General features: G+C 40.3%; 9 protein-coding genes and 1 pseudogene. 3 read left to right on the top strand and 7 right to left on the bottom strand.

All coding sequences use genetic code 11. The features are described from left to right. Positions 1 to 14: 14 nt before the first annotated feature. The 7 genes and pseudogenes from G8D99_RS05130 to efp form a co-directional block, all read right to left on the bottom strand. The gene (locus G8D99_RS05130; protein WP_166323240.1) at positions 15 to 2,048 is read right to left on the bottom strand and encodes a transglutaminase family protein; all 2,034 of its coding nucleotides are present in this window, start codon (positions 2,046 to 2,048) and stop codon (positions 15 to 17) included. A gap of 1 nt (position 2,049) precedes the next feature. After that, entirely contained in the window at positions 2,050 to 2,961 is a 912-nt protein-coding gene (locus G8D99_RS05125) for a DUF58 domain-containing protein (protein ID WP_166323238.1), read from the bottom strand. A gap of 20 nt (positions 2,962 to 2,981) precedes the next feature. Continuing rightward, positions 2,982 to 3,944 (bottom strand): AAA family ATPase, encoded by a 963-nt coding sequence (locus tag G8D99_RS05120; RefSeq protein WP_166327532.1) that lies wholly within the window; start codon positions 3,942 to 3,944, stop codon positions 2,982 to 2,984. Positions 3,945 to 4,122: 178 nt separating this feature from the next. Beyond that, positions 4,123 to 4,313: pseudogene (locus G8D99_RS05115) on the bottom strand (ketopantoate reductase C-terminal domain-containing protein); the annotation flags it as partial. Positions 4,314 to 4,493: 180 nt separating this feature from the next. Continuing rightward, entirely contained in the window at positions 4,494 to 4,796 is a 303-nt protein-coding gene (locus G8D99_RS05110) for a YbdD/YjiX family protein (RefSeq protein WP_166323236.1), read from the bottom strand. Between the two features lie 11 nt (positions 4,797 to 4,807). After that, positions 4,808 to 6,898 carry a carbon starvation CstA family protein gene (locus G8D99_RS05105; protein ID WP_166323234.1) on the bottom strand — a complete coding sequence of 697 codons (2,091 nt, stop codon included), beginning with the start codon at positions 6,896 to 6,898 and terminating at the stop codon, positions 4,808 to 4,810. 172 nt (positions 6,899 to 7,070) lie between these two features. Next, complete coding sequence (gene efp, locus G8D99_RS05100) at positions 7,071 to 7,640, bottom strand: elongation factor P (RefSeq protein WP_166323232.1); 570 nt, start codon at positions 7,638 to 7,640, stop codon at positions 7,071 to 7,073. A gap of 70 nt (positions 7,641 to 7,710) precedes the next feature. On the opposite strand from efp, the gene epmB reads away from it, so the two are divergent. The 3 genes from epmB to G8D99_RS05085 are packed head-to-tail and all read left to right on the top strand — an operon-like array spanning position 7,711 to position 12,767. Continuing rightward, positions 7,711 to 8,727, top strand: coding sequence for an EF-P beta-lysylation protein EpmB (gene epmB, locus G8D99_RS05095; protein WP_166323230.1), 1,017 nt, complete (start codon positions 7,711 to 7,713; stop codon positions 8,725 to 8,727). A 12-nt stretch (positions 8,728 to 8,739) separates the two neighbouring features. Then, positions 8,740 to 10,497, top strand: coding sequence for a GTPase (locus G8D99_RS05090; protein WP_166323228.1), 1,758 nt, complete (start codon positions 8,740 to 8,742; stop codon positions 10,495 to 10,497). Next, the gene (locus tag G8D99_RS05085; RefSeq protein WP_166323226.1) at positions 10,479 to 12,767 is read left to right on the top strand and encodes an EAL domain-containing protein; all 2,289 of its coding nucleotides are present in this window, start codon (positions 10,479 to 10,481) and stop codon (positions 12,765 to 12,767) included. The genes G8D99_RS05090 and G8D99_RS05085 overlap by 19 nt, the downstream gene beginning before the upstream one ends. Positions 12,768 to 12,848 lie beyond the last annotated feature (81 nt).

The raw sequence follows: 12,848 nt of genomic DNA, 5'->3' as shown, positions 1-12,848 counted from the left end.
GACAGCGATCATATTCATTTTTCGATTTGCTGACAAGTTTTTTTCTGCACTTTCAACACAATTGCATAATCTTTAAGCAAATCATCCAATGTTTTTACAGTGGATTTATCTTTTTGATCTAAATAGACTATTTTTTGATAATACTGAATAATCTGTTGTGCTTGCGCATCCATTGCCTGATTGGATGACAACCGTGTTATCCATTGCTGAAAAGTCTCATAAGATTTTTTGTGCTGATCTACATCCAATTGCTTGCTAAACCGAGCCATGATTTTATCCAATTCTGTGGTCTTGCAATGACGACGATATTGAATCATTAGTGCGTATAACACCCCGATCAGCATTAACCCACCCATGATCAATAATCCATAAGCGTAAGAAGAATCCAAGCCAAGTCTTCTTAACCACTGATGTTGCCGTGCTGAATCATAACCGACCACTTTGTTTTGCCATTGAAAACTGGCATAGTCACTCCAAATTCTCAAGTTTTTCAGCAAGGCATAATGTTGATATTTCAGTGCCGAAAACTGAGTATCTCCCAGTACCGCTTGATCATTGGAAATGTAGTTTTGCATGCCCAGATCGAGTCGTTGGGGTGCAATCACCGCCGTGGGATCGATTCGTTGCCATGCCCCATTCAGCCAAACTTCAGTCCATGCATGTGCATCGAGTTGACGCACCTCCCAACTTTGACCATCCGGTGCAGCCTGTCCCCCTTGATAGCCCACCACCACCCTTGCCGGTATACCAACATAACGCATCAGTAACACGAAACTCGATGCATAATGCTCACAAAAACCTTGTTTGCTTTTAAATAAAAACTCATCAATTCGATGCTGCCCCAGCACACCGGGTTTTAAGCTATAGACAAAATCATGGGCACGATACCAATCAATCACATTTTTAATATAACGCTCAGGATCATACTCACTTTTTTCAAATAACTGACGTGCCAGCTGCTGTGCTTGAGGATCAAGCTGTGCAGGAAAGCTGGCCAAGGCTTGATATTGCTGTGGATGCAAAACAGCGTCTCTGATCTGCGCTTGTTTCTGTGCGCCTAGCCATGTTAATGCAATTGGCTGATTGGACTGCACCAAACGATTTAAGCGAATAGAACCATCTTGATGCAGACTTAAACGGCGCTCATTGGGTATCGATTTTTCCAAAGCCATCACCCAAGGCTGGCGCATCTCAGCAGGCAAATACTGATATTCAACCGCTTGACTTAAATCAATTTTTTGATTGAAATGCTTTAAATTTTGATTCACCTCATGTGCCGTCCACGTTTGACCGTCATAGCGATCTAATACCATTGCACGCCAATACAGCGATTGTTGTGACGGCAGTTTTTTTAAATCAATCAGTACCCGAAATGCCAATTCCGATGACTGTGACAACTCTGCAATATCCCCCGGTGACATACGGTCACTGATGCCGGTCACTGCCTGATCACTCGCCAATGGAATATGCCAAAGCGGTGGAAAGCGTGGAAAAAACATAAACAGCAGCACAAAGAATGGAATCGCCAAGCCAATCAATTTTAAAATATGCTTTAAATCAGTCTTTAAAGCTGAAACCATCGAGGGTTGAGTTGATTCAAAATCAACAGTTTGCACTCGATACAAGCCAAATAAACAACTGATCAGACAAGCGATGACCAGTATCGCCATCCAGATCGATTGGCTATAAAGAAATAAACTCGCACTAACAAATAAGGCAAAATTAAACAGAATAATCAGATCACGTTTAGATTTAAGCTCTAAAGCTTTAGCAAATAAAAACACCGCTAAAAATGCCGTGCCAGCCTCTACCCCAATAAAACTGCGATAACTGAAATAAATACTCAATAACGCCAAGAAGACCAAGACCAATTTAAGGACTCTTGACACCTGATGATCGGGCTGAACTTTCAATGTTCTGAAATGCTGAAAGGTGGTCAGCAGCATCCACACAAAAATAACCGTTAAAAATAGCGGTGAAAATGCCGCTTGTGCAATCAGAATCAGACTTAAACTTAATAACACAGGCAATTGAACGGACTTTTCCATGTTAATCCGCCTGTGCCAAAACGAATTGTGCTTTTAAATACTGTTGTGTGCCTACTGATTGTTCTAAAAAGTGCTGATTTAAAATCAATCGATAGCGAATTTGCTGTTGCTCACACTCATCGACCAAACCCATCATTAAACTGAGTTTTTCTTCATGGTTGGTAGTGGGCATATGCGCATAATCAATAGTGATCACATTGGCATCTTTCTGATCTTCAAATTGTTTTACGTATAAGCCCTGCCCACGGGCAGCTTGCTTCCATGACACGGCGTGTAAAGAATCCCCGGCTTGATAATTGCGAAGCTCTCGAAATTCATCAAAATCCGGTTCACCCAAACTCGAAGTCGCTTGAACATTATTTTGAAAATGTTTTGCTTCTGGAGCAATCCATAGCGGCTCAGACAGATAAAAATAGCTCCATGCACGTACTAAGCCCAATGGATAAGTCGAATACAATTGAATCGGCGGAATCTGCATTGCTCCACGGGTCATAGCTTTTAAGCTCAGTTCTATTTTTAGTTGCGTGTCTTGAAATAAAATCGGCTGAATTTCATCATTTACTTTTAAATACAGATAGCGCTGTTGTGGAGTGGCTTGTTTTAAATAGACTTGAAGGATAAAACTGTTATTAACCCGCCCAACTTCCGGCAAAATAAATTCAATCTCCAACTGATGAAGTTGTTTAAAGGTTAAATAAAAACTGATACACAACAGCGCACTGATCAAAAAGCAAAAGCCTAAAATCAGGTTATTGGCATAGTTGATTCCTGCGATAAAGGTAATCAAAATCAACACCAAATACAGATAGCCTTGCTGATAAATAAAAATCAGGATATCTCGTTGTTTCAGTTGCTTACTCGATGTCAAACTAAACCGTTTTGCCATCCATTGTCGAAGTTGGGCTTTTAGCATTATTGGTCGCAATCCTAGCTTTAACCTTGTACAGCTACATGCTTCATTAAGGCTAAAGTTTCGACCTCACTGAGTCCTGTACGATGGGCTGTGACAGCGACAAAGACCGCTTGAACATCATCAACGGTGACAAAGGCTCGCTGCTCAATCAAAGCATGTGCTTGGGCTGCTTTTTTCAATGCCAATACCCCACGTGTTGATAAACCCTGTCGTCCTTTACGAGTTTCATTGGCCAAATCTAGTAGATAATCTAGCACCACATCATTCACTGCAATTTGCTGGGTTACAGCCTGTAATTCCAAGATTTCAGACGCATGAAAAATATGCGATAAGGCAGAAATTAAGGTGTAGCGAGAATCTTGTTGGAGCAATAGCTTTTCCGCCGAGCGTGAGGGATAGCCCAAAGATAATCGCATTAAAAAGCGATCCAGTTGAGACTCCGGTAAGGCATAAGTGCCACTTTGAAACAACGGATTTTGAGTCGCAATCACCCAAAACGGTTGGGGTAATGCATAGCGCACTCCATCGACTGTAGTAAAACCCTCTTCCATCGCTTCGAGTAAAGCACTTTGGGTTTTCGGGCTACAACGATTAATTTCATCTGCCAATAAAATTTGAGTAAAAATAGGACCCTGCTTAAACTCAAATTGATGTTGTTTTTGATTAAACATATTGATGCCAATCACATCACTGGCCAACATGTCATTGGTAAATTGAATCCGTTGAAATTTCAAACCAGCCAAATGCGCCAAAGCACTCGATAACGTGGTTTTCCCTAAGCCGGGTAAGTCTTCAAACAGCACATGTCCACCTGCCAACAATGAACAAAGTGCCAATTGGGTTTGTTGATTCTTATCTAAAATAATTTGATTGATCTGATGCAGAAAGGCTTTAATTTTGGGCTGATAAAGGGCTATTTTTTCATTGAGCTGCTGCTGAGCAGCATTTAAATCTTGCTGTTGAATCTTTGGTTTCGCCCACATCGCCACTCTTCCCCAATAAAAAAAATCCCATGCTCAATTAACATACACGGTATTTAAAAATACTCAAATAAAACAGAAACATCGTTTATCCATTTTAGACTGAGATCTAAACATTTATATTTTTGTTATACAACTTTTAGTTTTACTGTTTTTAGCTGTCATCTTTCAGCAATTTTAATCATGAATGTGCATCGATACTTTGTGGTGGATTGACTTGTTCAGCCTGCTTAATCAGCTCGATCAAATTTTGGTTTATTGGTGCATACCATCTAAAACTTTTGCCAATTGCACGACTTCACCATTAATCCAATCCACTTCACTTACTCGTTCTGCGCTTAAATCATCTTGCATCGATGAACCTGCCAATGGCGCCTGCAGCATAAATTCCAATGTTCATTATGCTTCCCTTTTGTTTTTCTGTCTTACATCATAATCACATCGCGCTTGGATTGAAGTTTATTTTTGAATGATTACTCAATCAATTGACCCATCATAAAAAAACGGAGCCTAAGCTCCGTTTCTTGCAATGTTTATCACATCAACAAAATCTTAACATGGACATTTCTTCATGCCACCACCAGCTGATGGATATCGCGCATCTACGCAGTAGCGATAAAAAGTTTTCGAATCCATCGGCTCAAGATCAGGATGATGTTTTGCCATATGGGTCAAATAAGTTTGATAGTCTGGTACACCGACCATCAAACGAAAGCTCTGTTGTAAGCGTTGCCAAATCACTTGAATGGTTTTAATGCCATTTAACATTAAGAACTTTTTCGGCTGTGCCAACACGGTAAATTTAATGATCTTACCCAAAGCCAATTTACGTTGAATCTGATCCTTTAAACGCATCTCAAAGCTCCTTATGACTTGGTAGGGTAAGTTTCGTCGTTATAGATCGCTTCCGCTTCATTTACCGTTGGCTGTGGATTGGCCAAAGCACGACGAATCACGCCAATGGCAGCAAATAACATCACAAATGCCACGATCATAAAGAATGCACATAAGCCAGCATTAATTTGATTGGCCATGACAATGGTTTGCATTTCCGCTAAATCTTTCGCTGGTTTTAACACCTCACCTTTGGCAATCGCATCTGAGAAACGATTGGCTTGGGCCAAGAAACCAATTTTAGGATTTTCATGGAAGATTTTTTGCCAGCCCGCAGTCATTGATGTAATGAACAAGAAAATGGTCGGCAGAATCGTCACCCACACATATTTTTCTTTCTTCATTTTGAACAGAATGACAGTACCTAAAATCAGTGCCATCGCTGCCAAGATTTGGTTACCAATACCAAACAGCGGCCACAAGCTGTTGATCCCACCGAGTGGATCGACCACACCTTGATAAACGAAGAAGCCCCAACCTGCAACTGCAACCGCGGTACCGAGTAAATTACCGAAGAAATTGTGTGAGTTTTTCACCGCAGGAATCACGATACCGACTGTATCTTGCACCATAAAACGACATGCACGGGTACCCGCATCGACTGCGGTTAAAATAAAGAGTGCTTCAAATAGAATCGCAAAGTGATACCAGAATGACATCATTGCACGGCTATTAAAGATTTCTGAAATGATATGTGCCATACCAATTGCAAAGGTTGGCGCACCACCAGTACGAGACAGAATTGACGTCTCACCAACTTCTTGTGCTAAAAGGCTCAGTGCTTCAGGGGTAATCACAAAGCCTAAAGTACGTACTGCTTCCGCTGCACTTTCAACCGTTGTCCCTAAGACTGCCGCAGGTGCATTAATTGCAAAATACACCCCAGGTTCAAGTACCGTTGCACAGATCATCGCCATGATCGCAACGAAGGATTCCATCAACATACCGCCATAGCCGATCACACGAATATCGCGTTCGTTATCGACCAGTTTTGGCGTGGTGCCTGAAGACACTAAGGCATGGAAACCTGAGATTGCACCACAAGCAATGGTAATAAATAAGAATGGGAACATCGAGCCTGCAAAGACAGGACCTGTACCATCAACAAAATGGGTGACTGCCGGCATTTTCAAATCAGGTAATGCCACCATGATGCCAATTGCTAAGCCTGCAATTACACCAATTTTTAAAAACGTCGATAAATAATCACGCGGTGCAAGCAATAACCATACGGGTAAAACAGAGGCGATAAAACCATAAATGATTAAGCACCACGTTAACTGCGTACCTGAAAGCGTAAACAGTTGCCCCCAGTAGGGATGTTGCGCAATATTTTCCCCATAGATGATGCCCAGCATCATCAAAATAAAGCCGATGATCGAAACTTCTGCGATTTTACCCGGACGGATATATCGCATGTATACGCCCATAAACAGCGCAATGGGAATTGTGACCCCAATACTGAATACGCCCCATGGACTGTTGGTCAATGCTTTCACCACCACCAATGCCAATACGGCAAGAATGATGATCATCACCCCCAGAGCACCGAGCATCACGATCACACCGGCAAATGAACCGAGTTCTTGCTTGGCCATTTCACCGAGTGAACGTCCATCACGACGGGTGGAAATAAACAACACCAAGAAATCTTGTACAGCACCAGCAAGCACCACACCGACAAGCAACCAAATAGTGCCCGGTAAGTAACCCATTTGCGCTGCAAGAATAGGTCCGACCAAAGGCCCTGCACCTGCAATCGCGGCAAAGTGATGTCCAAACAACACACTTTTATTGGTCGGCACATAGTCCAAACCATCGGATAAACGATGCGCAGGCGTTAAACGACGTGCATTGAGTTCAAACACTTTGTTAGCAATGAATAAACTATAGAAACGGTAAGCGATGCTATACACACAGATCGCAGCGAGGACCAACCACACTGCATTGACGTGTTCACCACGACTGACCGCTAAAATACCGAAAGAGACTGCACCTAATATTGCAACCAAAAGCCATATTATTTTCGAAGTTGGGCTCAACTTCGAATCAACTGTTTCCATTCAAAATCCCTCATATCTGTATGTACATTAATCAGCTTCATTTTTTATTATTTGAAATACTGTCACTCCCTTGCGACTCTACTCCTCATACATGTCCATTCATCTAAGACTTTGGCATAAAAAAAGGGATGATTTTCATCATCCCTTGCAATAATAGTCTATTTTTAAACCATTATGCACGTTCTAAGTATTCACCCGTACGAGTGTCTACGCGAACGCTTTCTTCTTGTTGTACGAATAACGGAACACGTACAACTGCGCCAGTTTCAAGTTTCGCAGGTTTACCGCCGCCACCTGAAGTGTCGCCACGTACACCTGGATCAGTTTCAACAATTTTCAACACTACGAAGTTCGGTGCGCTCACTGAAAGTGGAACACCGTTGAACAATGTAATGGTACATTTTTCATTCGAGTCATCTTTTAACCATTTTGCAGCATCGCCCATCGCCACTTTATCTGCGGTGATTTGTTCGAATGTTACAGGGTCCATGAAGTTCCAAAGTTCGCCGTCGTTGTAAAGGTAATCCATTTCAACGTCAACGATATCCGCGCCTTCAAGTGTTTCATTCGATTTGAATGTTTTTTCTAACACTTTACCTGTTTTCAGGTTACGAAGTTTTACACGGTTGAATGCTTGACCTTTACCAGGTTTTACATATTCATTTTCCATGATTGAACATGGGTTGCCGTCAAGCATTACTTTAAGACCTTGCTTAAAGTCATTTGTAGAATAATTGGCCATGAAAGGCTCGCTCCAAACTTACTAACTTAAATCTATTAATGCTAGACTAGCATTATTTTTTACATGCGGCATGATAAACTATTTGTATCAAGAGCAAAACTGGCAATCTCAACTCAGTGACTTAATTACTGACCCTTTAGAGTTGCTTGAACTGCTGCAGCTTTCACCCGAGCAACTATTATCAGGGGCAATTCTGGCTTCTGAACAGTTTAAATTGCGTGTCCCACGCGCATTTGTCGGAAAAATGAGCGTTGGCGATCCTTTTGATCCCCTTCTGCTACAAGTTCTACCGCATCATCTTGAACTTGAAGAACATCCTGGTTTCGTGACCGATCCCTTAGATGAAGAATCTGCCAATCATATTCCTGGTGTATTACACAAATATAGCTCACGTTTTTTGCTCACCTTAACCGGTGCCTGTGCCGTGCATTGTCGTTATTGTTTTAGACGACATTTTCCTTACCAAGAAAATTTACCTAAAAATGATGATTGGCTGAATATTCAAAGCTATCTTCAGTCACAAGCTCAGATTAACGAAGTGATTTTAAGTGGGGGTGATCCACTGACTTTGTCGAACCGAAAATTGGCACAATGGATCGAAAGATTAGAGTCGATTGCGCATTTAAAAATCTTGCGTATTCACTCTCGTGTGCCGATTGTGATTCCAAATCGCATCGATGAAGAACTGATTTCTTTATTAAAAAACAGTAGGCTACGTATTATCGTAGTGGTACACTCTAATCATCCGGCAGAATTAGATGATTTTACCTGCTCAAAATTGCTACAATTAACCAAGCAAGACATTTTGGTGTTAAACCAAGCTGTTTTACTCAAAGGGGTCAATGATTCAGCGGATGTTTTAGTCGCTTTGAGTCATCAATTATTTGAAGCACGAGTCATGCCCTATTATTTGCATGTCTTAGATAAAGTCAAAGGCGCACATCACTTTGATTTAGCGCCTCGCCAAATCGACCTGATTTATAAAGATGTGCTGGCCAGCTTGCCTGGATATTTAGTACCAAAACTTGTACGAGAAATTGCGGGAGAAAAAAATAAAACACCGCTATTTGGTATTGCGACTTTTTAGAGATGGGGCACCATGATTCAGGAACAAATTGCAGAAATTTTTCAGCTTCCAACCGCTTTAACCCGTGAAAAATTAACGTTCTCAGAACCCACTGTGGCTGCAATTTCTGAATGGTCATCGAGCTTTTCCCTGATGCAATTGGGCGATACCACTGAAGCTGTCTATAACGCCTTGTATGAATTGGCTGAGTTGCAATGCTTGGAAACCTTACGTTTCGATTTGATTCAAAGTTTGCATCCACTGATTGAAAATGTCTTGGTCAGTTTAGAAAAAAACTTTCTTAATCAAGGTTTGTTTCACTCAGATCGTAATAAACATATTATTGAACTGTCGACGCGCTTAAGAACTTTCTTTGCCAATATTTATATTGATATTGCGATGCGTAGCGAGAGCCAACTCAAACAGCAAAAGATTTCTTTTTTTAGATTTACTGAAAAAAGAAATCTAAAAACCGCGCGGATTTTGGCGAGCTATTATGGTTTAGAGCAGTTGGGCTTGTTGTTGGTGCAACAACAGATGCTATATAGCTCGCCCTTATCCAATCAATGGCTGATGACCCATACATTGTATGATTTAGCGCTTAAAAATCAGGAACAACTGATTAATATCAATCAATTGCAAGGCATTAACCGGACCATTTACAACATTCAGCAAGCCTATGCACAAGTGTTGTTACTCGAGATTTTCAATACTCATCAAATTCGCCCTTCAGAAATTCATGCCTTGTATCAGTGCAGTTTTGATTGGGCCAAAATGGTTCAAATTTTACCTCGAGAAACCACCCTATCACGTTATATTATCGACACCCGTAAAGACCATCCGCCGGTTTATAACCGTCGTCAGCATGACAGCTTTAAAGCTAATATTTTTATAGCAACGCAAAGCCTGTTTGAACACATCAATCTGACCATTCAAAAAGAAAATGAGTATTCATCTAAAAATGAAAAGGTGTATCTATCTGCACCGTTAAAGTTTCATGTGCAAAATGTCCTCGGATCAAGCAGTGAACGCCAACATGAACGCTATGAATATTCGGCACAACTGCAAATATGCTTTAGTTTATTGACTGCACATTTTTATTTATCTAAAGCCAAGAATTTTCATGAAACACTGCACTTAAATCATCATTATGATTTTCAATCTGAAACGAATTTGTATGCCAACTTAGCCAATACCCAAGACAATAGTATTCAAAAAGATCTAAATCTTTTAGACCGAAAAGCCAAACATATTTACCAAGCGCAAGTGCTCGATATCAGTATTAATGGTTATCGAGTACGCTGGTCGAATCAAGAAGCCCCTCATAACTTGAGAACCGGCGAATTTATTTTGGTAAGTGAACATTTACACAATCAATGGAAAGGTGGTGTGATTCGCTGGATCAAGCAATCGGTGAATAAATCCTATGAACTGGGTTTAGAAGTCTTGGCACAAGATATTTTCCCCTGTGCGGTAAAAGTAATTACAGATCGCTCTGGCGTTAACTTCCATCCATGTTTATTGGTTCAGATCCAAAATTTAGAAAATACCAAGTCATCACTCATTTTGCCGAACTTGGCTTTTTTTAAAGAGCACCAAACGATTTATTTGCGCTTATCTGGTCAAGACATTAAAGTGTATTTAATAAAAACCCTTTTGATTACACAAAGTTTCATACAGTTTGACTTTGAGCTATTAAATGATGAACAACAATCACTTATTGATCAATTTGTTCATGAACAAAAGATTGAATCTAATAATCACCAAGATGTATGGGAAGCGCTGAAGTGAGAAATTTATTATTATCAAAACAACTGAAACGTTCAGAAAATCGCATTCTGATCATTGATGATAATCAAATTCGCTACAATGAAATTGTTAAAATTCTACAAGACAACAATCATCTGATTCAAACCACCCTGCTTGATGATTTGAAATCCTTTGAAAAGCAACTGAATGCCCCATGGGATTTGGTCATTTTCGGTCGTGCTTATGATATTCGTATTGAACAAGCAGCAGCACTGATCCAAACTTCAGACAATGCAGATATTCCGATTTTATTGTTAACACCGAACAATTATCACTACGAACAATATATGTCTTATATCCAAAAAGGCGTCTATGACGTGGTGAATTTGGATTATCAGGATCGTTTTTATATCAGTGTCATTCGTGCTTTGTCCTATGGTCGCACGCTACAAGTTCAAAAAAATCTGTCTGATGATTTAGAAAATGTAAAACTAAAAAAAATTGAACAGATTGAAGAGCAAAATAAAGCAGTTGCGGTGATTCAAGAAGGTATTCATGTTGAAGCCAACGCCGAATATTTGAATCTTTTTGGTATCAAAGATCAAGCTGACATCATGGGTGTACCTTTACTTGATGTGATTCAGCCCAAAGCCTTAAACGACTTTAAATCTCGTTTTAAAAAGGTCTCTCAAGGTCAATTTGAGCATGGTCATTTTGATGTGGATACGCAAAATCCACATGCGGCCGCACAAAACCCATTGGATGTTGAGTTTATTGCCAGTCATGAAGATGATGCGGTGCAGATCACCATCGCGACGGCGACGGCTACAGCACATAGCGTAGAACCCTCTCAAAACAATTTTGCCTCACTGACCTTAAATACTTATGAGAAAGTAAAACGCTTTGTGCAGAATCATCCTGCCAAAGAAAATGCAATTATTCTGTTCAGCCTCGCCAGTTGCCCTGAAGCGATTTTAAGTTCTGATTGGAACACCTTTAAAGGCTATTTTGACCAGCTCGCAGATTTTATTAAAACTCAGATTAATGGTTCAGTGTTTAAACTTGAAACGGCTTTGTATGCAACTGTTGTTCAAGCAGAAAACAAAGAGATTTTAAATTCACGTTTAACCGCTTTAGCAGCACTTGAAAAGCCACAGTTGGTGACCTTAGGCGATAAAACCTATCAACAGAATGTCAAAATTGGCTACAGCTTCTTTACTATTGAACAACTCAATGACACTGCTTTTGAACCCTTAATTGCCGATGCCTATAATACCCGTCTGCCGAAAAATAGTCTTGAATCTGAACTGGAATTCAACGTTGTAGATTTCCAAGCTTCAACCTCATTGTCAGCTGATTCAACATTGGCAACATCAACAGCATCGAGCTTAGATACATCAACGGCGAAAGCAACAGGCTCATATGACCTTGCAGGACTTTCTTTAGAACCCATGCCAAGTCAAAGTGCTCCAATTTCCTCAAGTATTTCAATATCTAAAGAGAATGTTAGCCAAGACACTCAACTGGCATTAAATGTTGAACCGTTGAATTTTAATCAATCTGCAATTCTCAGCCACATTCAAACAGCCTTAGATAAAAATGCAATACAGCTTAAATATCAACAGCTGTATGACAAGCATGACAGTAATGTGAATACCTACGAAGTCACCAGTGGCTTGATCTATGACAATGCGTTTAAACAGATCAGCAGTCTGATTGAACTCGATGAAGACCAAGAACTGTCCATTAAAGTTGATCGTTGGATATTAGTCGAAGCATGTAAGCAACTGCATAACTTTATTACCCAATATCCTGAAGCCAAATTGATTGTAAATCTAAACCGTCATGTTTTATTGCACGATGCACAGCTTCCAGCATTGGTTTCCAAACTGTTGACCATTGTTGGTAGTAAGTTAAGCAACCCATTGATTTTGCAGTTTGATGAAGAAGACATCGCCAAAAATTTAAATGAAGCCAATAAGGTGATTGAACTGCTTCGTCAAAGTGGCGCTGAAATCTCAATTCGTCACTTTGGTTCGACCATTTCCAGCGAAGCAATTTTAAAACAAACCGATATCTCACTGGTAACCCTCGATCCGAAGCTGACCGCACTACTCAGTAATGATAAAAAATTGCCTGAACTACAAGCGCGAATCAATACTTATCTTGAAATTAAACCGATCGAGATTCTAGCCAAAGAGCTGAATGATATGAGTACCTTTGCGAATGCCTGGAATATTGAAGCCCGCTTCTTACAGGGTGATTATTTCCAGAAAAAACTCGATCATTTAACTGACGTACAAGACCAATAAGGTCTTGTACAAGATGATCATCAATAGGGCACTCATCTTGATCTAAGAAATTTCAGGCATAAAAAAACAGGCATAAAGCCT

Source organism: Acinetobacter lanii (genome assembly GCF_011578285.1).
In the GTDB taxonomy this organism is placed as follows: Bacteria; Pseudomonadota; Gammaproteobacteria; order Pseudomonadales; family Moraxellaceae; genus Acinetobacter; species Acinetobacter lanii.
This window is presented reverse-complemented; position numbering and strand designations above follow the sequence as displayed.